This window comes from Ensifer sp. EB106-03-01-XG145, from assembly GCF_058792075.1.
In genome coordinates this window covers 1-25356 of the sequence record NZ_JBYTEC010000035.1, presented here as the reverse complement: position 1 = coordinate 25356, position 25356 = coordinate 1, and the positions used below count along the sequence as shown (strand labels likewise).

20 protein-coding genes and 5 pseudogenes are annotated in these 25356 nt (G+C 60.8%); 14 read left to right on the top strand and 11 right to left on the bottom strand.

The features are described 5' to 3' along the window. Positions 1–22: 22 nt before the first annotated feature. The 4 genes and pseudogenes from AC3WWH_RS32740 to AC3WWH_RS32725 form a co-directional block, all read left to right on the top strand. A pseudogene (locus tag AC3WWH_RS32740) lies at positions 23–430 on the top strand (IS110 family transposase); the annotation flags it as partial. Positions 431–755: 325 nt separating this feature from the next. Further along, a pseudogene (locus AC3WWH_RS32735) lies at positions 756–1275 on the top strand (DNA-3-methyladenine glycosylase). Positions 1276–1406: 131 nt separating this feature from the next. Continuing rightward, positions 1407–2294, top strand: a complete 888-nt coding sequence (locus AC3WWH_RS32730; RefSeq protein WP_058325160.1) for an NAD(P)-dependent oxidoreductase — start codon at positions 1407–1409, stop codon at positions 2292–2294. A 334-nt stretch (positions 2295–2628) separates the two neighbouring features. Further along, positions 2629–2856: a hypothetical protein gene (locus tag AC3WWH_RS32725; protein WP_058325161.1), complete on the top strand. Its 228-nt coding sequence runs from the start codon at positions 2629–2631 to the stop codon at positions 2854–2856. 115 nt (positions 2857–2971) lie between these two features. Here AC3WWH_RS32725 and AC3WWH_RS32720 read toward each other — a convergent pair whose 3' ends face one another. The 3 genes from AC3WWH_RS32720 to AC3WWH_RS32710 all read right to left on the bottom strand — a co-directional run bounded on the left by AC3WWH_RS32720 (position 2972) and on the right by AC3WWH_RS32710 (position 5053). Continuing rightward, positions 2972–3208: a cold-shock protein gene (locus AC3WWH_RS32720; protein WP_245299313.1), complete on the bottom strand. Its 237-nt coding sequence runs from the start codon at positions 3206–3208 to the stop codon at positions 2972–2974. 371 nt (positions 3209–3579) lie between these two features. Further along, positions 3580–4221: a phosphoribosyltransferase gene (locus AC3WWH_RS32715; protein ID WP_058325162.1), complete on the bottom strand. Its 642-nt coding sequence runs from the start codon at positions 4219–4221 to the stop codon at positions 3580–3582. 4 nt (positions 4222–4225) lie between these two features. Then, a complete protein-coding gene (locus AC3WWH_RS32710; protein ID WP_492377537.1) occupies positions 4226–5053 on the bottom strand; it encodes a dienelactone hydrolase family protein in 828 nt (275 codons plus the stop codon). Positions 5054–5168: 115 nt separating this feature from the next. On the opposite strand from AC3WWH_RS32710, the gene acsA reads away from it, so the two are divergent. The 5 genes from acsA to AC3WWH_RS32685 are packed head-to-tail and all read left to right on the top strand — an operon-like array spanning position 5169 to position 10315. Beyond that, on the top strand, positions 5169–6917 hold the full coding sequence (gene acsA / locus AC3WWH_RS32705; protein WP_058325163.1) for an acetate--CoA ligase: 1749 nt from the start codon (positions 5169–5171) through the stop codon (positions 6915–6917). Then, the gene (gene pdhA, locus AC3WWH_RS32700; protein WP_058325164.1) at positions 6914–7915 is read left to right on the top strand and encodes a pyruvate dehydrogenase (acetyl-transferring) E1 component subunit alpha; all 1002 of its coding nucleotides are present in this window, start codon (positions 6914–6916) and stop codon (positions 7913–7915) included. The genes acsA and pdhA overlap by 4 nt, the downstream gene beginning before the upstream one ends. Next, on the top strand, positions 7912–8898 hold the full coding sequence (locus AC3WWH_RS32695) for an alpha-ketoacid dehydrogenase subunit beta (protein ID WP_113398834.1): 987 nt from the start codon (positions 7912–7914) through the stop codon (positions 8896–8898). Before pdhA ends, AC3WWH_RS32695 begins: the two co-directional genes overlap by 4 nt. Next, the gene (locus tag AC3WWH_RS32690; protein ID WP_058325166.1) at positions 8895–10073 is read left to right on the top strand and encodes a dihydrolipoamide acetyltransferase family protein; all 1179 of its coding nucleotides are present in this window, start codon (positions 8895–8897) and stop codon (positions 10071–10073) included. The genes AC3WWH_RS32695 and AC3WWH_RS32690 overlap by 4 nt, the downstream gene beginning before the upstream one ends. Then, complete coding sequence (locus AC3WWH_RS32685; protein ID WP_058325167.1) at positions 10070–10315, top strand: acyl carrier protein; 246 nt, start codon at positions 10070–10072, stop codon at positions 10313–10315. The genes AC3WWH_RS32690 and AC3WWH_RS32685 overlap by 4 nt, the downstream gene beginning before the upstream one ends. Positions 10316–10369: 54 nt before the next feature. Here the strand turns inward: AC3WWH_RS32685 and AC3WWH_RS32680 are convergent, their stop codons facing one another. Continuing rightward, on the bottom strand, positions 10370–11206 hold the full coding sequence (locus AC3WWH_RS32680) for a hypothetical protein (RefSeq protein ID WP_245299315.1): 837 nt from the start codon (positions 11204–11206) through the stop codon (positions 10370–10372). Between AC3WWH_RS32680 and tnpC the strand changes: the two are divergent. Next, positions 11189–12619: pseudogene (gene tnpC / locus AC3WWH_RS32675) on the top strand (IS66 family transposase); the annotation flags it as partial. The gene AC3WWH_RS32680 and the pseudogene tnpC overlap by 18 nt on opposite strands. A gap of 153 nt (positions 12620–12772) precedes the next feature. On the opposite strand, the pseudogene AC3WWH_RS32670 reads toward tnpC, so the two are convergent. Next, a pseudogene (locus tag AC3WWH_RS32670) lies at positions 12773–13086 on the bottom strand (autoinducer-2 kinase); the annotation flags it as partial. Between the two features lie 43 nt (positions 13087–13129). Between AC3WWH_RS32670 and AC3WWH_RS32665 the strand changes: the two are divergent. Then, positions 13130–13356 (top strand): annotated as a pseudogene (locus AC3WWH_RS32665) (ATP-binding protein); the annotation flags it as partial. A 75-nt stretch (positions 13357–13431) separates the two neighbouring features. On the opposite strand, the gene AC3WWH_RS32660 reads toward AC3WWH_RS32665, so the two are convergent. The 6 genes from AC3WWH_RS32660 to AC3WWH_RS32635 all read right to left on the bottom strand — a co-directional run bounded on the left by AC3WWH_RS32660 (position 13432) and on the right by AC3WWH_RS32635 (position 21991). Then, positions 13432–15516 (bottom strand): adenylate/guanylate cyclase domain-containing protein, encoded by a 2085-nt coding sequence (locus AC3WWH_RS32660; protein WP_492377541.1) that lies wholly within the window; start codon positions 15514–15516, stop codon positions 13432–13434. A gap of 266 nt (positions 15517–15782) precedes the next feature. Further along, complete coding sequence (locus AC3WWH_RS32655) at positions 15783–17015, bottom strand: HlyD family secretion protein (RefSeq protein ID WP_492377536.1); 1233 nt, start codon at positions 17013–17015, stop codon at positions 15783–15785. Positions 17016–17018: 3 nt separating this feature from the next. Beyond that, entirely contained in the window at positions 17019–17459 is a 441-nt protein-coding gene (locus AC3WWH_RS32650) for a hypothetical protein (protein ID WP_492377535.1), read from the bottom strand. A 195-nt stretch (positions 17460–17654) separates the two neighbouring features. After that, positions 17655–18872, bottom strand: a complete 1218-nt coding sequence (locus AC3WWH_RS32645) for an alpha/beta hydrolase (RefSeq protein WP_492377540.1) — start codon at positions 18870–18872, stop codon at positions 17655–17657. Positions 18873–18990: 118 nt separating this feature from the next. Further along, positions 18991–20781, bottom strand: coding sequence for a hypothetical protein (locus AC3WWH_RS32640; RefSeq protein WP_058320866.1), 1791 nt, complete (start codon positions 20779–20781; stop codon positions 18991–18993). Between the two features lie 607 nt (positions 20782–21388). Then, entirely contained in the window at positions 21389–21991 is a 603-nt protein-coding gene (locus tag AC3WWH_RS32635) for a helix-turn-helix domain-containing protein (RefSeq protein ID WP_058320864.1), read from the bottom strand. A 247-nt stretch (positions 21992–22238) separates the two neighbouring features. On the opposite strand from AC3WWH_RS32635, the gene AC3WWH_RS32630 reads away from it, so the two are divergent. The 3 genes from AC3WWH_RS32630 to AC3WWH_RS32620 form a co-directional block, all read left to right on the top strand. Further along, entirely contained in the window at positions 22239–23603 is a 1365-nt protein-coding gene (locus AC3WWH_RS32630; protein ID WP_113398364.1) for a DUF3300 domain-containing protein, read from the top strand. An 18-nt stretch (positions 23604–23621) separates the two neighbouring features. Beyond that, complete coding sequence (locus tag AC3WWH_RS32625; protein WP_492377534.1) at positions 23622–24602, top strand: DUF2950 domain-containing protein; 981 nt, start codon at positions 23622–23624, stop codon at positions 24600–24602. 24 nt (positions 24603–24626) lie between these two features. Next, positions 24627–25356, top strand: a 730-nt coding sequence (locus tag AC3WWH_RS32620) for a SulP family inorganic anion transporter (protein ID WP_492377533.1), incomplete at its 3' end; no start/stop codon positions are given.

Here is a 25356-nt window from a genome sequence, read left to right as displayed (position 1 = left end):
GCTCAAACCAAGGAGGCCGTCCGTGGACGAGATTACCAGAATTGGAATGGATACGTCTAAGCATGTTTTTCAACTTCACGGCGTGAATGCTGCCGAGGAAGTGGTGCTACGCAAGAAGCTGCGGCGCAGTCAGATGATTGCCTTTTTCGAGCAGATGCCGCCGACAGTAATCGCGATCGAGGCCTGTGGCGGGTCGCATTACTGGGCGCGATTTCTTAGCTCCTTTGGCCACGAGGTGAAACTCATCGCACCTCAATTGGCCAAAGTTTACGTCAGGCGCGGGAAGAACGACGCCGCAGATGCGGAGGCGCTCTGCGAGGCAGCAAGCCGGCCGACGATGCGCTTTGTACCGGTGAAAACCGCTGAGCAGCAGGCTGCGCTGATGCTGGTCGGCGTGCGAGAACGGTTGATCCGCAACCGTATCGGGCTGCCTTGACGGGCGTCGGGTGACGGGCTCTTCAGGTTGCATCCGCACCTAATGATGCATGAAGGGGAATGCGGCGGAGTCGTGGGCGCACCAAAAGATGCGGTGGCGTCGCTACGAATCCCACTGCCGCTGGCAAAGGGAAGAGGCTGAGGCCCACCCTCTGGCCGCGCGCAGTACCGGAAGCACGTGTTGCGTGCGGAGGTGAATTCCGCCGGTCGACAGCGTGGTGACGTGGCACTGTGAATTGCCGCCTGATCCCTTAAATCGATTCCTATCCAAGGAATCATCCAGTAGACCATCATGCAAAGATGGAGGCTACGACCCTGCGGTGCATCGATTGAGTTGGGATGCCAGGTTTTTCGCGCGCCCCGCCGTCGAGGTGGCGGCGGACCTGATCGGCGCCGAATTCGCGGTGTCCGGCGTCGGCGGAATTATTGTCGAGACCGAGGCATATCTGCCCGATGACGCCGCGTCGCACAGCTTCGCCGGCGCACACCTATGTTTATCTTCCCTATGGCCTCCATTGGTGTCTCAACTTCGTTTGCTTGCCCGGCAGCGCCGTCTTGATCCGCGCGATCGAGCCGAAGTGGGGCATCGAGGCGATGCAAGCGCGGAGGGGTGTTCGTAAGGACAAGCTCTTGTGCTCCGGGCCGGGACGCCTCGGCCAGGCGTTGGCGATCAATAGAGCGCAGGATGGCCTGCCGCTTTGGCAGGAGCCGTTTCACCTCCACCTACCGGCTCAGCGTCCGCCGATCTCCAGCGGTATCCGTGTGGGAGTTACGAAGGCGGTGGAACACCCGTGGCGTTTCGGGCTCGCCAACTCGCCCTTCGTCAGCCGTAAATTCTAGCGCGGAAACGCCTGCGCCGATTTTAGCCTGCTCCCGAGGCTCGACTTGTCGGAATCGATCGCGTTCAATGACTCTCGGGCCCCGACCCAGAATCATCGTGATCTCGATAGCCAATCAGTGGAGGCGACCAAATGACGAAATCAAATGTGGGCTTCATCGGGCTCGGGCTGATGGGTCAGGGCATGGCGGCGAATATCCTGAAGAAGGGCTCGCCGCTTTGCGTGATGGCGCATCGCAATCGCGCGCCGGTCGACGCGCTGGTCGCCGAGGGCGCGACGGAGGCAGCAACACCGCGCGATATGGCCGAGCGTTGCGACATCATCATCCTTTGCGTAACCGGCTCGCCGGAAGTCCTCTCGGTGATTGAAGGCCCGGACGGCATCGCTTCCGCCGGCAAGCCGCTCACCATCGTCGATTGTTCGACCTCCGATCCCTCCGTCACCACAAAACTCGCTGCGAACCTCGCCGGCAAGGCTATTACCCTCATCGATGCGCCGCTCAGCCGTACCCCGGCGGACGCCGCCGCCGGTACGCTCGATGTGATGGTCGGCGGCGCGGACGAGGACGTGCGCCGTGTCTGGCCCGTGCTCGAATGCTTCGCCGGCAGAATCGTCCACACAGGCCCAACCGGCACCGGCCACACGATGAAGCTGCTCAACAACTTTCTCTCGATGGGCTATGCGGCGCTCTATTCCGAGGCGCTGATGCTCGGACGCAAGGCGGGGCTCACCCCGGAAGTCTTCGACAGCGTCATCCGAGGGGGCCGCATGGATTGCCCCTTCTATCAGACGTTCTTCCGCTGGGTGCTGGAGCGTGACCCGAACGCCCACAAGTTCGCAATCCGCAACGGCTTCAAGGACATGAGCTATCTCGCCGGCTTCGCCAATGCGAGCGGCGTCGCGAACCCGATCGGGGCCGCAGTCAGGAATTCCTTCGCCCAGGCGGTCGCAGCTGGTCGCGGCGAGGAATACGTGCCGATGCTGTCGGATTTCGTCGCCGAGGCGAACGGCATCAAGTGAGAGGCGGCTGTTAACGGCGCGGCTTTCTCCGGCGTCGAGCACGACATCGAAGCGTCTATGCGCGCCAGCCATTCACGTCGTCAACAAGGACCCGGGGCTCCGATTTTTGTGCCTCGCATCGTTGTCCGACGTGGAGCCTTCTATTCAAACTTGGGCATGACGTCCGTCAATTGCGCCATTTCGCGGGGCACCTGGTGTCATTGGGTATTTAATTAGGTTCATCCTCAATTTCTGCACCCCACCCCGGAGGCAATCCGTATGTTCAACGGGTCGCATGTGAAGAAGATTGGCCTTTTTCACGTGACCTGCTGAAACGCGGGGTGCCGGCGCCGTCGTGAACTCTGCACTCGATCACGACCTCCGGAGCGCCAACACGAACGGCACGTCGGGTTATCTGCGTGAATTCAGCCTCGGCGAGCGAACTTCTGACTGGGTCGTGATCTATCACCAACGCGACGGCGAAGCGGAGGGCCGCAGCGTTGTCGTAACCCGGACACGCGGCTGGAATGCAGGACAGCGCATCGTGCGCGGCAGGGAGACGGCAGGACAAGACCCGCTCTAACGGGTGGAAGCTGACTAGATCACGATGATTTTCGGTTAGATCGAATCGACACGCGGGATGCGGGCGGAAAATCGCGCACACTATTCCTCGTCCCACTCCCTTCTCGCAGATTACTTCAAACGATGGTCACCGCAGAAGCAAATGGTCCTTTTTCACCGTCGTGCTCGGCAAATCTCACTTCCGTTCCGATTTTCAGCTGTTTCCACTGGTCTCCAGAGGCCATGCTTTCACGGCGGAAGAAGAATTCCCGCCCGTCCAGTGCCGAGATGAAGCCAAAGCCTTCTTCATGCGTGAGACTCGTCACCCTTCCATGAAGCCTCTCCGGATGTGGTTTCACGCGGTATCCGCTCATTTCCCGCACGACATCCTCGATCTGCCTTTGTGCAGCATCGAAACTGTCGCGGACCGCGACGAGAACGTAGGCGGGCGATCCGCCTCTACCATCGCCGAAGGCGCCATTCCGCGAAACCGAACTTGTGGGGTGACTTCCATGGTCCTGGTCACATCGTTGTTGCAACCATGGTTAGCTTGCCCACATTCGCTGCGCACCACATTGACGCCGCGCAAGGACGGGCCGCTCCGATAGCGCGGGATGAGGAAAGTGCGCGTGGTTTTTCGCCCGAATCCCGCACCACCTTATTAGAATCCATCACGTTATGGCTGCAGACTACTCCGGAGTAAAATCACCGTTACTTAGGCGAGCGAGTGGGCTCGCCAAATGGCTCAGGCGGAGCGCGCAGCGAGCAGCCGAACGACGTCGTACTCGGTGAGTTGAGTGAAATCGTGGTAGAAATAGCCAATGGCGCCCATCATAGTTGGTTGAAGCAGACAAAAGACTTCATCCGACTCGGCCTGCAACTCCGCCACTGCGGTTCGAGGAGCGACCGGAACGGCAACGATTATTTTCGCGGGTTTCCGTTGCCTAAGCCCGGGAACGGCAGCGCGGACGGTGGCCCCGGTCGCGATACCGTCATCAACAATGATGGCGATGCGACCGGCAACGTCCAGAGGAGCGCAATTGGCAAAATATCGGCGCCGCCGGCGTTCGATCTCGGCGAGTTCTTTTTGGCAGATGGCATCGAATTCGTCGCCGCTAATGCCGGCGACGCGGATTGTTTCCTCGTTGCGCACAACCGTCGGCTTGCTGCCGTCGATCACCGCCCCCATTGCGAGCTCTGGCTGCCAGGGTACGCCGATCTTGCGCACCAGAAGGAAGTCAAGCGGTGCGTCAAGAAAGCTCGCAACCTCGGCCGCGACAGGCACGCCCCCACGTGGCAGCGCGAGCACAACGACGTCTTGGCCCCGATAATGTTCGAGCGCCTTAGCCAGCTGTCTTCCCGCCTCGGAGCGGTTCGAGAAACGCACGCACCTATCTCCGTTCCTCTTTGTCTTCACTCTGGCGGCAATAGTGGCCGAACCACTCCGCTGCCGCGGCGGCTACCGCATCGAGCGTTCCCGGTTCCGAGAACCGATGGGTGGCGTTCGGAACGATCTGCAGCTTCTTGGGACCGGCAAGCACTGCCAAGGCTGCCCGGTTCAACCCGAGAATGTCGCGATCCGATCCCCCCACGATCAAGAGCGTCGGCATCCTGACCTCTTCAAGCGCCGCCGCGAAGTCCGGGCGACCGCTTCGCGAGACCAGTGCAGACACCTGGTCGCCGAGCTCGGCCGCCGCTTGAAGAGCCGCAGCCGCGCCGGTGCTCGCGCCGAAAAGCCCGACCGGCAGCCCTCGAGTCCAATTCGCAGCCGAGGCCCACTTGCATGCGCTAACCGTCCTTTCGGCCAGAAGCGGGATATCGAAAACATCGGCGCGATTTTCAGCTTCCTGTTCGCTGAGGAGGTCGAAAACGAGGGTTGCAAACCCCAGCTCCCGCAACGCTTCCGCGACATAAGCTTTGCGCGCGCTGTTGCGGCTGGAACCACTACCATGAGCGAAGACGATGACTCCGCGGGGGTTTGGCGGAAGGCGAAGGCAACCCGGCAAGCCGTGCAGCGCGATCTCGATATCGATGACTTCGGATCGGTTGATTGTTGTCTGCGCAGTGCCGGATGTCATGGTTCGAAGGAAATGCGATGGCTTCACAGAGACAGTTGCAGTGTCGCACAATGTCGCCGAATGACTTTGATCCTGCTCAATCCGCATCAGCAACGGCAGCCGATACGAGAGCAAGGTGCGGAGAGAGCGGCACAAGCCCATGTCGGCCCGTCGTAGCGATGCGCTCAGCAAGCCGCGACAGACGATCTTTGACCATAATCAATGCTGCTAGCCCAAATTCCGGTCACTCTCTCGTTTCGAGGAGAAGGAGGTGGTCATGGCAGCGGTTATCGACGGGGGGAGTGACAGACAGCGGTCGTTGCCGAACCTTGGTGACTATGAGGCAGTCCACGATGGCTTTGTCTGGCCCATGCCGGAGGAGACTTTCGGTCGCCGCGCTGACGCGCCCGGCTGCTTCAATATCGGCTACGAAGCGACCGATCGCCATGTCGCCGCCGGACGTGGCCAGCGTGTTGCCCTGCGCTCGATCGCTGCGGACGGTCTGGCGACGACATTGACCTATGCAAGGCTTGCAGAAGACAGTGCCCGTTTTGCCAATGCGCTCGCCGATCTGGGGATTGTGCCGGGCGAACGCGTCTTTACCCTTCTCGGTCGCGTGCCTGCTCTTTACATCGCTGCCCTCGGGACCTGGAAAAGAGGTGCCGTGTTCAGCCCTCTCTTCTCCGCCTTCGGCCCGGAGCCGATCAAAGCGCGCATGCAGATCGCCGAGGCCAAAGCGCTGGTCACCACCGCACGGTTCTTCGAGCGTAAGGTCAAGCCGGTTCTCGCCGACCTGCCGAGCCTGAAGACGATCATCCTGGTCGGCGGCGGCGATGGCGGGGTGGATTTCGATGCGGCGCTCGCCGGACGACCGACAACCTGCCACATCGCTCCGACCCGCGCGGACGATCTCGCCGTCATTCATTTCACCAGCGGCACCACGGGCCGGCCGAAGGGAGCGATGCATGCGCACGGTGCGGCTGTCGCGCACAAGCTGACGGCGGCCTACGCACTGGACCTGAAACCGGATGACATCTTCTGGTGCACGGCCGACCCTGGTTGGGTAACGGGCACCTCCTACGGCATCATCGCGCCACTCTTAATCGGCTGCACACTCGTCTCCGACGAGGAGGAATTCGACGCTGAAAGGTGGTACGGCAATCTCGAGCGAGATAGGGTGACCGTCTGGTACACGGCACCAACCGCGGTCCGCATGCTGATGAAAGCTGGCGACGACCTGCCGCGGCGCTTCGACCTCAGCCGTTTACGGCTGATCGCCAGCGTCGGCGAGCCACTCAATCCGCAGGCGGTGATCTGGGGTCGTGATGTCTTGAAGCGCCCGATCCACGACAACTGGTGGCAGACCGAGACAGGCGGCATCATGATTTCCAATTTTCTCTCGATGCCGATCAGACCAGGCTCGATGGGCCGGCCGGTTCCGGGGATCGAAGCGGCCGTGGTGAGACGCGAGGCGTCCGGGGCGATGACCTTCGTCGAAACGCCTAATGAGCAGGGCGAACTGGCGCTGAAGGCGGGATGGCCCTCGATGTTCACCGGCTACCTCCACGAGGAGGAGCGCTATCGCCAGTGCTTCGTCGACGGCTGGTACCTAACCGGCGACCTCGTCAGGCGCGATACCGACGGCTATTACTGGTTCGTCGGCCGCGCCGACGACGTCATCAAATCGGCCGGGCATCTGATCGGACCTTTCGAGGTCGAAAGTGCATTGCTGGAGCATCCCGCCGTCGCAGAGGCGGGCGTGATAGGCATACCGGATCCGGTTGCGATGGAAGTGGTCAAGGCGTTCGTGGCGTTGCGCCCCGGCCACACCCCCGACGAGAGCTTGCGCAAGGATCTGCTCGCCCACGCCCGCAAGCGGCTTGGGCCTGCCGTTGCGCCCCGCTATATCGAGTTCTGCCATGGCCTTCCGAAGACCCGCTCCGGAAAGGTGATGCGGCGGCTCTTGAGGGCCCGCGAACTCGGCCTGCCCGAGGGTGATACCTCAACGCTCGAGGTCGAAAAATGAGGAACATCGCTGACGACCGCGTCCACCTGACCCGCGAGCATGCTGTCGAGCTCTTGCGCCAGATGACGCGCATCCGCCGTTTCGAGGAAAAGTGTGCCGAGCTCTACACGCAGGAGAAGATCCGCGGCTTCCTGCACCTCTATATCGGCGAGGAGGCGAATGCCGTCGGCGTGATCTCGGCGCTTACGGAAGATGAAGCAATCGTCGCGACCTATCGGGAGCATGGCCATGCCCTGGTCCGCGGCCTGCCGATGAACGAGGTGATGGCCGAAATGTTCGGCAAGGCGGCGGGCTCCAGTCGGGGCCGCGGCGGTTCGATGCATATCTTCTCCGTCCGCCATCGCTTTTTCGGCGGCAACGCGATTGTCGCAGGTGGGCTGCCGCTCGCCGTCGGCCTCGCACTCGCCGACAAGATGGTGGGAATCGAACGGGCGACCTGCTGCTTTTTCGGGGAGGGAGCGGCCGCGGAAGGCGAATTCCACGAGTCGCTGAACCTCGCAGCCCTTTGGCACCTGCCGGTGCTCTTCGTCTGCGAGAACAATCTCTATGCCATGGGCACGGCCCTTGCCCGGTCGCAATCCAACCCTTCCATCAGCGAACGCGCCGCCGTCTACGGTATTGAATCGGAAGCGGTCGACGGGATGAATGTCGTGGATGTCGAAGCGGCGGCGCGCCGCGCCGTTCATGCCGTTCGCCGGGGCGAGGGTCCGCGCTTCATCGAAGCCATGACCTATCGCTTCCGCGCGCACTCGATGTTTGATCCAGACCTCTATCGCGAGAAGGCTGAGATCGAGGAATGGAAGAAGCGGGATCCACTCACACTGTTCGCCGACTGGGCCTTGTCCGCCGGTATCCTTCACCAGGACGACCGACAGGAGATCGAGGCGGGTGTCTCGCAGGAAATCGACGCTGCCGTCGCTTTCGCCGAAGCGGCGGATTGGGAGCCGGTCGAGGACCTTGTGAAAGACGTCATCTCGCCGCCGGAGACCGTGCCATGACCACACGCCGCACGACCTATCGCGAAGCCGTGCGGGAAGCGCTGCGAGAGTCCCTCACCAGGGACAAGCGCGTCTTTCTCATGGGCGAGGACGTCAACCGTTACGGCGGCGCCTATGCCTGTTCGCTCGGTCTGCCCGCCGAGTTCGGCGACGAGCGCATTCGCGATGCGCCGCTCTCGGAATCCGCTTTCGTCGGCGCTGGTATCGGAGCCGCTCTCGGTGGCATGCGCCCGATCGTGGAAATCATGACGATCAATTTCAGCCTGCTGGCGCTCGACCAGATCGTCAATAGCGCCGCAACGCTCCGGCATATGTCGGGCGGGCAGTTCTCCGTCCCCATCGTCATCCGTATGGCGACCGGCGCCGGACGCCAGTTGGCGGCGCAGCACTCTCATAGCCTGGAGGGATGGTACGGTCACATCCCCGGCATACGGGTTCTCGCGCCGGCGACGGTCGCTGACGCCCGCGGCATGCTCTGGCCGGCCCTTCAGGACCCGGACCCCGTGGTCATCATGGAACATGCTACGCTTTACAATGACGAAGACGAACTCCCCGCGGACGGAGAAATGTCTGTCGACATCACCAAGGCGGCGACGCGCCGCCAAGGCTCGGATGTGACCGTCGTCGCCCACAGCGCTTGTGTGAAGAAGGCGCTGAACGCGGCCGAGATGCTTGCCGGCGAAGGCATCGACTGCGAGGTGATCGACCTCAGGATCCTGCGCCCGATCGATGATGAGACGATCATCGCCTCGGTCAGGAAAACGCACCGCGCCGTCGTCGTCGACGAAGCCTGGCGCAGCGGCAGCCTTGCGGCGGAAATTACGAGCAGGATCACGGAGCAGGCCTTCTACGATCTCGACGCTCCGGTGGAGCGGGTCTGCGGCGCCGAGGTGCCGATCCCCTATCCGAAGCACCTCGAACAGGCGGCACTTCCCCAGCCGCAATCGATCGCCGCTGCCGTCAGGAAGGCAATGCGACGATGATCGAGTTCAAGATGCCGTCGCTCGGCGCCGACATGGAGGCCGCAACGCTTGTCGAGTGGTTCAAGCAGCCGGGCGATCGCGTCGAGCGCGGCGATATCATCGCGCTCGTCGAGACGCAGAAGGGCGCGATCGAGATCGAGGTCTTCAACGAGGGTGTCATCGGCGAGCAGTTGATCCAGCCGGGACGAAAGGTTCCTGTCGGCACCGTGCTTGCGACGATCCTCGGCCCTGCGGAAGAGCCACCATCTCGTCCCACCGCGAAAACGACCGAGGCGATCGAACCGAAGGCGCCCGAGCGGCGGGTGAGCATTGGAGAGACGCCAGCCCTGGCAGCGCCGCCCCGCTTGCGCATCACGCCCGCGGCGCGCCGGCGTGCCGCCGGCCTCGGCATATCGCCGGAGCGATTGTCCCCTGGCCCCGACGGTATCATCGGCCTCGAACAGGTGCGCTCCGGTATCGAACGAGAACCCGACCTGGATAGGGCACCGCGCAGCCGCGGAGCAGGTCTCGACCTCGACGAGATGCGCAAGGCGATCGGCGCGGCCATGGTCCGCTCCCATCGCGATATTCCGCATTACTGGGTCGTGCATGCGATCGACGCCACACCCGTCTTCGAATGGCTGGAGAAGCAGAACGCCCTTCGTCCGATCGAAAGACGGCTCCTTTATGTCGCACCGCTGATGAAGGCGGTGGCACTGGCGATGAAGCAAGTGCCCGAGCTCAACGGGCATTATGAGGAAGGTGTCTTCCGGCCGTCGCCGGCCGTCCATATTGGGCTTGCGACCGCCTTACGCGGCGGCGGACTGATCGCGCCGGCGATTCGCGACGCGGATTCGAAAAGCGTCGGCGAACTGATGAGCGCGATTGCCGACCTCGTGCCCCGCGCCCGGCTCGGCCGGCTGCGCAGTTCCGAGATAACCGACGGCACCGTCACCCTGAGCAATCTCGGCGAGGGAAATGCCGACAGCGTCTTTCCGCTCATCTACCCGCCACAGGTCGCGATCGTCGGCTGTGGCGCGGCAACCCTGCGCCCCTGGATTGTCGGCGACGCCGTGGCCGTTCGCCGGGTGATCCAGGTGACGCTCGCTGGTGATCATAGGGTGGGCCACGGCCGGCACGCGGCCCAATTCCTGACCCGCCTGTCCGAACTCCTTGCACATCCGGAGGCCCTATGACCGATGCCGAACTCTCCGACCTCGTGGCGAGGTCCCTCTATGCAGTTGCTCCGGATATCGAAGGCGAGCCCATTGATCCGAACAAGTCGTTTCGTGCGCAATTCGAGATCGACTCGATGGACTTCCTGAACTTCGTCATCGGTCTGCACAAGGCGACAGGCGTCGAGATCCTCGAACGGGATTATCCGGACCTGCGAACGCTGTCGGGCGCGGTGGCCTTTCTGCGTCAGAGGCTGCCGTGATGCGGTTCCAGTCTGCACTGGCACGCCAACCGTTTTTGAGAAATCCTGGGCGTTCTACGCAGTCGGGTGCCGGTTTGTCGCAACGGCATCGAGCAGGCGAGAGAGCCGCACCTCCCCTTCCGGCCCGTCAACCTCAGCGGCCACGCTGGCGGCCCCTCGCCCGGTACGAACGAACTGATCGTAAAATGACGCCAAATCGATCTCGAGCATGCCTGCCCTGGCCGGCCGAGGCCCGATTTCATCCTCGACGGTTACAGTCAAGACCCAGCCGCCGGCAGCCTTCGGCAGTCCCTGGGGACGGACGACCAGTGCAAGGGTCCCGTTTACGGCGGCGACCCCAAGGACTGAAGCCGGCAACAGCGTGAGGGCCATGCCGAGGATCCATCCGCCTGCCCCCGCCCCAACAGCCGAGAGATACGTCGCTGGAACGAGCAGCGCGGTGGCTGTGGCCGCAATCAGTGCAGCGGCGTAAAGTACCCCGGCGTGGCGACGGAGCCAATGGCTGCAGACGGTTAACCGCGCACGACGCAGGCCAATCAGGGTCTCGAATTCACCGCGCCCTTCGCCAACCAGCCAGTAGCCGACGTGATCATGCGGAGAACCTTTCGCCTGGCGCGCCCGAAAGACGGCGCACTCCGCGATTTCCATCTCTGGCCGGCCGGCGCATGCGGCGATTTCCTCAACCGCTTTGCGGTAGCGGTCGCGGGAATCGAAATCCATCAATTGGTAAGCTCTAGCCGGTTCATCGCGCAGAATCGCTTCGACATAACTGGCCCGGTCAAAAAAGTCCTTCCACTGTATGGACGAGATCACGCCGAGATTGGCCAGCGCTCGCGATACGCATTCGGTATCGTCGAAACGGTCAAGTAGCGGCCGCGCAGCGAAAAGCACGTTGATCGCATCTTCAATGAAGCCGAACAGGCTGCCGATGAGGCTGACGCCGACGGCGAAGATGGCGATGTCGTCGATCTGCCGGACACAGGGTTACCGGCGGGCGAAAGCACGACGGGAAAGAAGCGCGGCCGCAAGACCTTGCCGGCAAACCTGCCGCGCGAGCGCGTCGAGTATGACCTTGCCGACGACCAGAAGCTCTGTCCGTGCTGCAGCAACCAGATGCATCGCATGGGCGAGCTGTTTACCGAGCAGCTTCATATCGAGGTGAAGGCGAAGGTTTTGCAGAATGCGCGGTTCAAGTATGCGTGCCGACACTGCGACCGCACCGGGATCAGCACGCCAATCGTTATCGCGCCGATGCCCGCGCAGCCCTTGCCCGGCAGCATCGCCACGGCCTCGACGCTGGCCTTCGCGCTGGTTCATAAATTTGTCGATGGCACGCCGCTCTATCGTTTGGCGCAAGCCTTCGAGCGTGCCGGGGTTCCTGTCAGCCGTGGCGCTCTGGGGCACTGGGTTATCGGTTCGAGCGAGAAACACCTGTATCGTATCTATGATGCGCTGAAATCGCGACTCCAGTCCCAAACCGTCATCCATGGCGACGAGACCACGGTTCAGGTGCTGAAGGAAGCGGGCAAGGAAGCTACCAGCACGTCGTATATGTGGGTCTATCGCAGCGGCGAGGACAGCGAACAGCCAATTGTTCTGTTCGATTATCAGCCCGGGCGCGGGCAGGAACACCCGCAAGCCTTCCTCGGCAACTATCGCGGCATCCTGATGAGTGACGGCTACTCGGCCTGGCGCACGTTGAAAGGCGCCACGCATATCGGATGCATGGCCCACGCCAGGCGGCGCTTTGTCGACGCCCTCAAGGCGAGGAAGAAACCCGGCGGGCCGCCGGCGCAGGCCCTCAAGTTGTTCGACCAGCTCTACCGGATTGAACGGCAGGTGCGGGACGAGAGGCCGGATGACGGCGAACCACAGGCCGACTACATGCGCCGCTTTCGCCAGAAACACAGTGTCCCGGTCCTGAACGCCCTCAAGGCGTGGCTCGACGCGATCGCACCGAAGGTCGTGCCCGACACCAAGCTTGGCGATGCCGTCTCCTACACGCGCAACCAATGGGAATATCTGACGCGCTTCATCGAAGACGGCAGGATGCCGATCGACAACAACCTTCTGGAACGCGACATCCGAATTTTTGCAACCGGAAGAAAGAGTTGGCTCTTCAGCGATACAGTCCAGGGGGCCAAGGCCAGCGCCGTTATTTACAGCCTGATGTTGACCTGCCGGGCCTGCCGCGTCGAACCCTTCGCATGGTTGCGACATGTTCTCACCGAACTGCCGCAGCGTCCCGATGACGCCGATATCGACGACCTGCTGCCCTTCAACTTCAAAAAACAGCCAGCCTGAGCCGCCGCTTCAAGTCGCTTTACGACGTGCACTGAAAAGCGCGCTTACGATCCGGAAAGCATCGAGAAATTCGTCGACATAGCCCTGCTTGACGTGAATTGTGAGATTTGGATGAGCATATTTTCTCCTAATTTGTTGTTCGATCTTCAAAATTCAGAGGCCGGGTGCTTTCCACATCGCCGTGGTGACGCCCTTGTCGACGAGTTGGCGCTGCAAGGCATAGGCGCGCGCCCATCGCTCGACGGAGTCATGGTAGATGGCCTTGTGTTCGAGGATGGCTTCGAAGCGCCTGTTCCAGCGAACCCAGCTCTGCGCAGTCTGGACGAAATCGCGAAGGCCGATGCCAATCGCCGCTGACCGCATCCAAGGGCGGTTGCCTCCTTGACGACGGGCGTGACGACGGGAAGGCCGGTTGCGTCTGGTAGGATTTGCGACCAGTGCGCGCACTTCGACGGACCCGCGACAAACGTGCGCGACTGCATTCTCGTGATGTCGAAGGCGGCGGGCGAGGAACTGATCCGCTTCTTATGCAGGCCGCGCCTGCTCATCGTCGATGAGATCGGATATCTGCCGGTCGTCGCCGGCGGCGGCAACCTGTTCTTCCAGCTCGTGAACGCTCAGTACGAGCGCGGCGCTATGATGCTGACTTCCAACCGCGGCTTTGTAGAGTGGGGTGACGTTTTGGCGATCCCGTCGTCGCCACCGCACTGCTCGACCGACTCCTTCACCACGCCGTCGACGCGAGCACCGTTCCGATTTCGGACAGGCATTGGTCGATGACGCGGCGCGTCGGCGCGTGGCACTTTGCAGGCCTAAAGCCTCAAAAGCCAGGTCTCCACCTTGCCTTTGCCCTTGACGTCGATTGCACCGCGCGCCTCGAAAACAAACTGGCCTTGAAGCTGGTCATACACTGTGCGTGTCACCTGAACCGAGTCGGGAACGCCCGCAGACTCCATCCGGCTCGCAAGATTAACCGTGTCGCCCCACAGGTCGTAGATATATTTGCTCTTGCCGATGACGCCGGCCACGACCGAGCCGCTGTTGATACCGACTCTCAGCTTCAAGGATGTGTTGTGCTCCAGCGCGTGTTCGCGGCTGATATGGATCATGCGAATGGCCATGCGCACCATGCGCTCGGCGTGATCGGAACAAGGCTCGGGCAGGCCGCAGACCGCCATGTAGGCGTCGCCGACCGTCTTGATCTTCTCTATCCCGAGCTCTTGCGCCGCCGCGTCAAAACGCGTGAACAGCCCATTGAGCAATCTCACGACATCCTGCGGCGGCAGGTTGGACGAAAGCTCGGTGAAGCCTACCAGGTCGGCAAAGGCGACCGTGACGTCCGCGAAACCATCGGCAATCCTTTCCTCGCCGCCGCGCAGTCGGTTGGCGATCGGCGCCGGCAACACGTTCAGCAACAATTCCTCGTTCTCGCGGTTCTTGTTTTCGATCACCGCGTTCTTTTCGCGCAGGTCCGCAACCATACCGTTGAACGCCGAACAGAGTTGCCCGATCTCGTCACCTGTGCGAACCGGCACGCTGGTCTCGTAGTCGCCTGCGGCGAAGCGTTTAACGCCGGTGGTAAGCTCCCTGAGTGGCCCGAGGATTGCACGCGCAAGCCACGCGGCGGCGGCAATCAAGGCGAGCAATGCTACCCCGCCAACCACCATCAGGTCTCGGCGCAATTTATCAATCGGCGCGAAGGCTTCGGAGCTGTCGATCTTGGCGACAACGCCCCAGTTGACGCCGGCGATCGCCAGCGGCCCCCAGGACGCGAGTGTCGGAACGCCGCGGTAACCGACAATCTCTCCAGTCCCCTCAACCCCGGCGATCGCAGCCCGGGTGGCGGCGGTCTCCATGCGCTGATGCAGCACGGGCGTGCCGTAGCGCTTGATTGCAGCTACTTCCTCGTCGGGTGAGCCGACCGCCACAAGTTCGCTGAAATAATGCTCACGGTCTTCATAAAACGTTCGCGGCCCCGAGCGAACGAGATAGTCCGGCCCGACAAGGTAGGCTTCGCCCGTCGCGCCGAACCCCTCCTGCTGCCAGCGGCGGTTACCGGTGACGACCTTGTCAATCTCGTCGTTCGACAGTTGCGCCACCAGCACGCCGATGACCTCGCCTCGGTCGATAACCGGCGCGGCCATGAACGCAATGGGTGCGCCACCGGATGGCGCGTAGGGTGCGAAATCCTCGAGGCAGATCGCAGATCGATCGGCAGTTTCGGCACATCGGACAACGGCCGTGGCGACGTTGGAGCGACGGTACGGACCGAATTGTAGAGACGTGGAGAAATCCACTTCCTTCTGAACGGTGTAAATCAGGCGCCCGGTCTTGGGATCGGCCAACATGAAATCAAAGAAACCGACCGTGTTGGCCGCCGTGCGCATTAAGGGGTGGTAAATGGCGTGCAGCCGGCTGTAGTCGCTCCCGTCGCCGGCGTCGTCGACGAGCTTCCGCCTCTCCGGCTGGTTCGGATTGGTGACGATATAGTGGTACTGCAGGTAGTATGGGGCAGTTCCGACCGGAAGATAGTCAGTGAGCGCCGGCTCTCGGCCCAGCACCCGTGCCATCTGCGGGATGAAATTGTCGGCATACCAGTTACTGACCTTCTCACGCAGTTCTGGTGACAATTCCTGTCCATCGAGCCGGTCGACCGCGCCACGAAACTCCCGCGTTGCATCGACAACCATCTTCGAGGTGGCCAGCAGCCGCAGCTCATTCTGGATTGTGCGGAAGTAGGTTTCGACCTGGCGAACCTTGTTCTGGCGGGCTGCCGTGAGGTGATCAAATATCACCGCTTCAATCGCATCACGGGCGCGGAAATAGCCAAGAACCGCTGTGATGAGAATAGCGATCGCGCCAAGCAGAACGAGAACGGCGAAGAGTTTTCCAGCCAACCCAAAGGCTGGGCGTGATTTCGATTTCGTTTCTGTCGAGCTCACTCACTCTTCACCATGACACGACATCCGCTCCTCAAGTGACGCAATGCTACACGGCCGACGAGGACTGAGGCCTGTCGCTGGTCTCGTTGTCCTTGCAGGCTCTAGCCAAAACGACCTTCCTTCGTAGACACTCACAATACAATAATGCCTTTCGGCAGGGTTTAATTCCGGGCGGCTACCGAACGGGCTGATAATGCCCGTTTGGGTTGCCGCTTTCCACTTCAATGCCCACCGAGCACCAGCGTCTGCACCGGCAGCATCAAGGCCTGCATGCGCAGGATCATCGCATGGACGAGGCCCACGGCGTCGACCACGTGCAGATAGGCCCAGCGGGCGGTGCTGATATCGGGCGACTCGAGCTCGTCATGGCTGTTGGTATAGGCATTGGCGATGCAGCTGCTGCCGGGCGGAATGTCCTCGAGCACGCCGGGATAGAGCGGCTCCATGACGACAGTCAGCGTACCGGGCTGCGAGATCTGGGCGACATCGATCAGCTGGTCGCTCGCCCTCACCTGGCCGGAGGCGATCACGTCCTGCACGTCGGTGACGACCAAGGGAATGATGGTGAAGGGCTTGCCGATGCAGGTTGCCTCGCCGATCATGCCGACCTTCATCACCTGCGCCTCGATCTGCCCGAAGCCGGCAACAAGCCGCGCCCGGCCGGCATCTTCAGGGACGAGAACGCCTGCTGGCCGCAGAAGCGGATTGACGACCTCGCCGACCCGGAGTGCGAACTGCTGCACCCTGCCGGCCACACCGGCGCGCACGGTGGTCTTGCTAATATCGATCTCCGCCTCCTTCAAGGCGGCCTCGGCGCTCGCCTTTTGCGAGGGCAGCAGCGACGAGAGCTTCGTCTCCAGCGTCTGCTTGCTGGAAAGGACAGCGGTGAGTGCGCCCTTGCGGCCTTCGAGGTTGACCTGCCGGCGCTCGATCTCGCGCCGTGCGACGACATTGGGGTTCAGCTTGTTGAGTTCGACCTGGGTGTCGTACTCGTCCTGGGCCTGTTGCACGGCCGCCTGGGCTTCCACGATCGCGCCATCGGCGGCGACCAGCTCGGTGCGGGCGACGGTGATCTCCGCTTCCACTTCGGCAATCTGGCGGCGGGCAACCTCAGCGGCGGCTTCCTGTTCGGAGCTGTCGAGCTTGAACAACGGCTGGCCGGCCTCCACCTTCTCGAAGCGCGTCGCATAGATCTCCGAAACGCGCCCGCCGGCTTCCGGCAGGATGGCGACCGTGCGGAACGCCGCGGTGACATTCTTCGTCGACGGGTGGAAGTAGAAGATCAGCGTGATCAGCGAGATCGTCAGGATGATGCAGGCGGTGATGCCCCAGCGCAGTTCGAACCACACCGAATAGATGGTGATCTCCCGCCCGAACCTCTTGCCCTGGACATAGCGGCGGAAAAGATAGTCAGGAAGGATCGTCAGCATCGAGCAAAGCATGAATTCGAACATGGCTCAGGCCTTCCCTTCCATCGACGGCTGATCTGCAGGCGCGGCCGGATGGCTCGCCACCGGCTCGGGCTCGGGCGGCACCGGTTCTGTTGATGCATCCACCTTGCTGGCGATCCTCTCCAGAGAGCGGGAGATCGATGAGAGCGGCGACGAAAAATCCGGCAGGTCGATCAGCGCCAGGATCAGCGCCGCGATCCAGAAGATGTTGTTGTGCGTGAGCAGCGAGATCAGCCCCAGCACCGCCACCAGCTCGTATTGCACCTTGTGGCTCTTGTGCGCCATGGTTTCCGGCAGCGAATGCAGCCGGAGATAGAAGGTTCCGAGGGCGAAGATCGCCAGGATCATGAAGATGACGACGACGTTGAACAGCACGTCACTCTGTCCCGGCGCCGTGATGAATGCCGGCAAATAATGGATTGCAGCAGGATGTATGCTGTCGGACATGGTTTTTCCCCGAACGCGCGGACCAATAGGATTATCAAGTAGATGGAAGAAGCGCTATGCAGTTGGAACACGGCATGGAACTTGGCGCTTTTCGATTGTCGAGCCGGTCTCGATATTCGGATCTTGCAAAAAAAGCGGAACCTGCCGCGGAGAGAAACCATTTCATGCGGATATGTCCTCAGCGGGTACGCCGCATTATTTCACGAGCTCTTGCGGCTTCAGGTCGTCTTCAAGCGTCGTATTTGACGAGTGTGCTCGTGCTCGTCCACTCAAGGGCTGCTCGACCAAGGTTGCAGGTGCGGCGACCGCGGTTGCCGCTACGTTGCCAATGTTCTTAACGGTTCCGCCGACGACCGCTGTAATGCCCTGTCCGAGGGTAATGTTGGAGTCGGTGAGCGTCTGCCCTTTCATCAGGCGCTGACCGATGAGTTGGACAATTGCAGGGCTTTCGGCGAATTTGCCATGGCTAAGGCTGTCCTCGGTATCGAGCGTCGTCAGATCAACCGCCGTTATGCCGGCCTTCTCCAGCTTCGAGCGGTAGGGTTCTTCCGCCGGATTGATGGCGCCCAGTCTCGAGACCTTGCCTGTAATGAAGCTAGAGACGGCAAGCGCCTTATCGTCCTGAGACACGAAGATCGTGAATTTCGGCCGCGGTTCTCCCATCTCCACGTACTGCTTGGCGAACACCTGAATATCGATGTCCGGCGATGCGAGAATGACATTGTGAATCTTTGAATTCACATGTCCATCCCGGATCCCCATCTGACGGAGTGATTCCATCGCCAACCACGTACCCATCGAGTGGGCCATGACTGTAATGTCCTTTACGTTCGGATCGGCTGCGAGTGTACGCAGGGCCTGCTCCAACGCCGTGCGCGAGTAGTTCGTGCTTTCCTTGTCATACTGGTAGGCGGTAATTTCAGCACGAGAGGGCCAGGTAAACAGCACCGGCGTCGCCTGCATGCCGCTATCGTGAACGATCTGCGCCAGTCGGAATACCGAGTCTTCGTACTTGTTGTTGAAACCATGAATAAAGACAAGTGCGTGGCCTCCATTCACATGCTGCTTGAACCAGGCCCGGCCTTCGTCCACCGTCGCGATCTGCTGGACGTTTGTCACGGCGAAGTCTGTCGCCGGGTTGGGGGGAAGGCTCTTCGGCCATTGAACGGTCCCAGACTTCCGGCTGGGCGGCAGTGAAACCGAAAGATGCGTGAGGGAGGGCACAGGGCTGCGCTCTCCGTTGAACAGGGTAGCCGGGTCGCCGGAAGGCTCACGCGTCGTCGCTACCAGCATATCAACTTTCGAAGTAGCCACGTTTGATGCTGAAGGTGATATCGGCGCCATAACGCCGCTTGGATGTCCGCAGCCAGACAGAACGAAGAGAAGAAGAAGTGCAGAATTCCGTTTACTCATCAATGCGTCCAAAATCGGCTGGAGAGGATTCTTCATCATGCCGGACGCTTATCATCTCGACGCGAGTTGCCAGCGTAGCTTCGCGTAACCTCTATCCCTTACAACGAGGGGTCGTTAATCAGTTGGTCGCCCTTGGAGAGCTATCGATTTCTGCACCAGCCGCGCGCAAGCCGGCAAAGATGCGTTCCCGATCCTCCTGGCGCGAGATGCGCACTGAGATCTCTCGGGCAATATTCGGCATGAGCTTGGGGGCGTGTTCTTTGATCCATTTTAACTCGGCCTGGGCTTCATCGATCCGGCCAGCAGCACCCAAAATAGCCGTCAGGACCATGTGGTGCATGGGATTGTAATTGAGGTCAGACATTCGCGACCAGAGCTCCGCCGCCCCCAAGTCACCGTCGATGAATGCGCAGAGCGCCATACCAACTTCGAAGTACCCCTTCGGACCAGCTCCCTTGGTGACAGCGTTCGAGATAAGTCCGCACCCGGTCTCCCATTTCCCGGACATCGCCAGGCGCAAACCGTACTCTCCTGCGACCTCTGTATCGTTCGCGTTGATGGCATAGGCAGCCGCACCGGCCCGCAACGCCGATTGGATATCGTCTCTGAAAACGTTAGCGAGCATAAGTGCCTGCAGCGCGCGGGCGTTTCGGGGATCGAGTTCGACCGCGTGCTCAGCCAACTTGAAAGACTTCTCCAGCGTAGCCGGAACCGGTTTTACCCCGAGCTTGTAGGAAAAACGCACTTCATCGAGATAGAGAAGCGACAAAAACGCCTGCATCGTAGCATCAGGCGGCGCCCGGTTGGTCACCTTTACCAGACAGTCTTTCGCCATTTCGTGCGCCGGCTGCGTCATCTCGGTGCGATAACTGTAATAGGCCAAGGTGCAGGTATAGGCGTCCCATCCACCTACACTCTGGGACGCAATATCTTTCGTGTCGGCCTGGAAGATCACGCCGAACGGCTGGGCGACTGCGGTAGCAATGTCTTTTGCAAGCGCGCTTTGAATTTCGAATGCGCTTTGCGCGCGCAAATCTGAATCGTAGTTATTCGCCCAGATGATCATGCCATCTGAACGCCGAACGAGCCGTGCAATCGATCGGACCTTTTCATTTTCCAATCTCACAGAGCCCTGCAGGATGTAGCCTGAAGCGGTAGGGTTGCGTCCAGCGGACGCCGTACCCTCAATAACGACGATCTCTTTGAACTTGACCAGATTGCCGATGATCTCTTCTGTCAGCCCCATCGAGAGACTGGAAGAGCGATCGCTTGCCACGACATCCCTGAATCGCTCCACTGCGATTGCGGGGCGGGCGGATGCCGTCGCCGCCACGGACGCAACACTGTAATCTGTGCCGCCCGCTCTTATCAGCAGCGTGGACGTGACCAGCACGCCCACCACAGCGGCAGCAAGCACGGCTTGCGACGGGAATCCGATGCGAAACCTCGTTTTGGGAAGCTCCGGGATCGCAGGCTGAGACTCAAGCCCATGCTCGATCTGGGATTGCGTCTCAGTTCCTGCCTGCTCGACACCTTTGAACTCACGATTGAATTCGAAGGCCGGCACGTAGCCACCTTTCGGAATGGTGATGACCACTCGTTCGCTTGAACCCGACAGCAGGTAGTAGCGCTCCAGTTCGCGACGGATTCGGCCAGCTTCAATTCGAACGACCGGATCGTTCTGCGCGTCAAACGTGTCTCTTCGCCCGAATACATCATGTGCAATGGTGAATGCCTTCAGGTACTCGGCACGACCCTCGAGGGTTTCATTGACTACAAACTTTAGGAAGCTTCGAGCCCGTTCAGGAAGATGGAATTTGTCGCTTGAAAGGATACGCTCCAGTTGTGCTCGTACGTCTTCGGCAGAGGGTCCTTCGATTTGCTCCTTGCCTGAACTTGCAGCGACCATCGGATCCCCTTCGAAGTCGACCGAGCCCAACTTATAGACGATCGGGTTACGAATAGCCCTTTCCCGAGCCACACTATCTTTAGAACCTTCGCAAGAATAGCGGTGAGTAAAAAAAATCTTTTAAATCAACCACTCCGCTGGCCAACATCGATTGTTTGGCTCGCAGTCACTGCTCTGTGCCTATCAGGGGCAACGATATCGGACCGTATTGTCGCGTATCATACCTGTGCAATCAACGTGATCCGCCTACTATCCGGTAAAGGTAGTCGAGAAGAGTTGCCTGTCAGGCTAGGGGGGAGCATGGAGGCGCGATGGAACTCAAACCGCGGTAGCCCGGGGCTCCAGGCGGCATTGAGCCGGTTTCCTGACAAGTCCCTTCAGATAAGACAGCTTCTGCTCGCTCGCGAGAGTTTCCGAGGATTGTGCGACGACCTGGCTGTTGCTGACGATGCCCTGGGCAGGGTCGACATATATTCGGCAGATCTGCGCGAAGAACGCCGGCGAGAATACGAAGAGCTGATTGACGGTCTCGTCCAGGAAATTCGGGAATTCCTGACGTAACTGGCGATGCCCGCCATAATTGCTTGCTCGTGCTCACGCTGCCTCTTCAACTGCAGATCGTTTTTAGGGCTTTCATATCCAGGATCTCGATGCGCCGAGAGCCATCGAGCCGGATCAGCTTGCCTCGCTTCAATCTCGTCATAGCGCGCGAAATCGATTCGATGGTTAAACCGAGATAGTCCCCAACGTCGCTACGAGGCATCGGCAACTCGAATTCGTGGGCGCCATGGTGCCGAGCCGACATTTCGAGCAGAAACGCTGCAACCCGTTCATCGGCGCTCGGTCGGCCGACGACGAGTTGTTGCTCCTGTGCGGATGATAGTGCCAAGAATATCGAGGATAAGGGCACAGCTTTATCACCGGCGGTGGCGTTCACGGAGACAATACCGGTCGATCCTATTGCTTCCGCGGAGAACTTTCGATGCTTTTCGTGCTCGATTCCGAACCATTGGCCCGCCATATGAAAAGAAAGGATCTGCCGCCGACCACTGGCAAGCATGCGATAGACGCGAACGGTCCCGAAAGCGACACAGAAGGCGCGGTCGGCCGTGTCTCCGGCGCTATAAATTGCCTGACCATTCGAAAATGTCAGTAGTGGAGCAGCTTCGTGGAGATGAGTGTGGCCCCTGGTCCATATTTCTACAGTCATTCGACCTCGACAGATGGCGGCAACGATGCGCCAGTGGGTGTAGATACGATCGAGTTTAATCGGGACGGAAAATCATACCGATGACAATACGGCGTCCACCCGCGCACACAGCGTAACTTACGCGAATTTACGACTGCCCACCCAAAGTTGATCTTTCGCGAGCGAACGCAGCCAGCTTTAGTCACTCGTGGCCCGGCCAGATTTGTTGAATTCGGGACGCGCCGTCCTCATCCTCGGAGAAGCGTTTATGATCCGGAAGACGACCATCGTACTTGGCAGTGCCATTGCCATGATGATCTCATCACCGACGAGCCGGGTATTCGCCCAGCAGACGGCGAGCGCGCCGGCGGCTCTGCAGCAAGTGACGCCGGAACCGCTCAGTGACGACGAACTCGAAATCCTGGTCGCGCGCATCGCACTCTATCCGGACGAATTGGTGGCGCTTATTTCCGCTGCCGCGCTCTATCCGCTGCAGATCGTCGAGGCGGAACGGTTCCTCGAGGCCCGCGAGAAAAAGCCGGACATGAAGCCAAAGGACGATTGGGACGGCAGCGTCATTTCACTGCTCAACTATCCCCAGATCGTCAAGATGATGGCTGAAGACCTCGACTGGACCCAGTCCTTCGGCGATGCGATCGCCAATCAGCAGAAGGACGTGCTGATCGCGATCCAGCAATTGCGTGACGAGGCGGTCGCCAAGAACATCATCAAGTCCGACGACAAGGTGACGGTGGTCCAGGAGGGCGACAACGTCGTCATCCAGGCAGCCAACCCGGAAACGATCTACGTGCCGCAGTATCCGCCGGAGATGCTGTACGAGCCGAATTATGCACCGGCGCCGATCAGCTATTATGAAGAACCCTCTCCCGCCTACTGGTATCCGGGTGCGACCTTCTTCGCCGGCGCGGTGACGGGTGCCGCCTTCGCGGCGATCGTCGACTGGGACGATTGGGGCGTCTGGGGTGGCCGCTGGAACGGCGGCGACATCGACATCGACTGCAACAACTGCTTCAACAACATCAACGGCAAGGTGAAGTGGAACGATCTCGACTGGAAGAATGTCGATCGCAGCAAGATCAATTTCGACAGCACCCAGCTTCAGAAGTTCGAACGGACCAACATCAAGAACAACATCAAGGCCGACGGGAACAACAACCTGCGCAACCGCGCCAACGAGATCAATCGCGATCGGCCGAACGCACGGCCCACCGGTGGCAGCGCAGGCCAGATCAAGGACGTGCGCAAGAACACGCTTGATGGGCTGAAGGCGCAGCAGCGGTCCGCGACCCGTCCTGCCGATGGTCAGGCGACAAGACCGAAGGCCGGAGACACCAAGGCAAGCGCAAACCGTCCGCAAACAAAGCAGACCCCGGCAAACCGACCCGCAGGCAAGCCGAAGATGGGCGGCAAGGCCGAGAATCGACCCGTGAACCCGTCGGGGCTCGGCAACGTCAATTCCGGCCGGCGTGAGGTCAATTCGTCGAAGCGTGGTGGACAGAGCATGGGCGGAGGCCAGCGCGGCGGCGGGCGGCCACAAGCGACCCGCGGCGGCGGCAAACCTCCTATCCAACGCGGTGGCGGCGGCGGTGGGCGCGGCGGCGGCAGACGATAGTCAGATAGGAGAACGACCATGACAAAGCTCTTTCATCCGTTTCTCCTCGGAACGGCGATCGCCCTCACGTTGGCCGCTGTGCCACTCAACGCGTCTTTTTCGCAGACACAGACGCCGGCGGAACAGGCGCCAGCGGATCAAATGGCTGCGGGTCTCGATGCCTATGCGGCCGACGAAGATCCGCCGGTCTTCGATGATCCCGCCAAGGCGGTCGACGAATTCAAGGCGAAGCTCGCCGCCAATGACTTCGACGGTCTGGCGAAGCTTCTGGGGCTCAATGCGGAGAAGCTGAAGGCCGGTGAAGGGGCGATGGATACCTTCGCGCTCATTCGTGAAGGTGCCGCCCGCAATGTCGTCGTGCGCGACCTCGAAGGGCGCAAGATCATCCAGCTCGGCGATCGGCTCTGGCCCCTGCCCTTCCCGATCACCAAGGGCGATGACGGCAAATGGGCTTTCGACACATATGTCGGGCTCGAGGAGATCGTCAATCGCCGCGTCGGCGAGAACGAGCTCGAGGCGATCGATACGGTACAGGCCTATGTCGATGCGCAGAAGGAATACGCCTCGCAGGATCGCGACGCCGATGGCGTGCTCGAATACGCCCAGAAGCTGATCAGCACGCCGGGCCAGACGGACGGGCTCTACTGGCCGGCCGATCAGGGCGATGGCGAAAGCCCTGTCGGCGACGCGATCAGCGAGGCTGCATTGGAAAAGGCCAAGGCCGGCGAAGGTTACTTCGGCTACCGTTTCCGCATCGTGACGTCGCAAGGGGATAACATTGCCGGTGGCCGGTACGACTATGTCATCAACGGCAACATGATCGGTGGTTTTGCCTTGATCGCCTGGCCGGTCAGTTATGCCGAGACCGGCGTCAAGACCTTCGTCGTCAACCAGCAGGGCATCGTTTACGAACGGGACCTCGGGCCGAGCACCAAACAGATCGTGCCCTTCATCGATCGTTTCGATCCCGACGACAAGTGGGACGTAGCCGCAGATTGACTGCACGCTTATTGAGACACAGCCATGCCATTTGTTTTGCCTCGCCTGCCTCTGCTTGCGAACCTGAACGGTTACCGCATCGGCTGGCTACGCAACGATATCTCCGCCGGACTTGCGATTGCCGCCGTTGGCCTTCCCAGCGCCATCGCCTACCCGGCCATAGCCGGACTGCCCGCCGAAACCGGCCTCTATGCCAGCATCACGCCGCTCATTGCCTATGCGCTCTTCGGCCCGTCGCGCCAGCTCATCGTTGGTCCGGACGCTGCCACGATGACCGTGTTGGCAGCGGTTCTGACAACGGTATTCGCTACATCCGGCGCGACGGTCGACCGCGTGACAGCAGCCGCGCTGCTGGCGCTGATCGTCGGCATCCTATGCCTGATTGCGCGCCTTGTACGGCTCGGGGTGCTGGCGACCTTTCTGTCACGCCCGATCCTGACCGGCTTCTTCGCCGGCATCTCGCTGTCGATCCTGGTTGGGCAGATCAAGCGCTTTACCGGCGTCAATATCGAGTCCGATGGCTTGGTATCACCTGTGCTCGAACTCCTGCGGCAAGCCGGTTCGATCCATTGGCCCACGCTGGCGTTCGCCTTGGCCTGTTTTGCACTCTTGCAAGTGGCCCGCATCTATCGCTCGCCCATACCTGGCCCGGTAATAGTCGTTTTTTTGGCTGTGCCGCTTTCCTTTCTCTTTGACTTCGAGGGACGCGGAATGGCGGTCGTCGGCGACATACCGCAAGGGCTGCCGTCGCTCA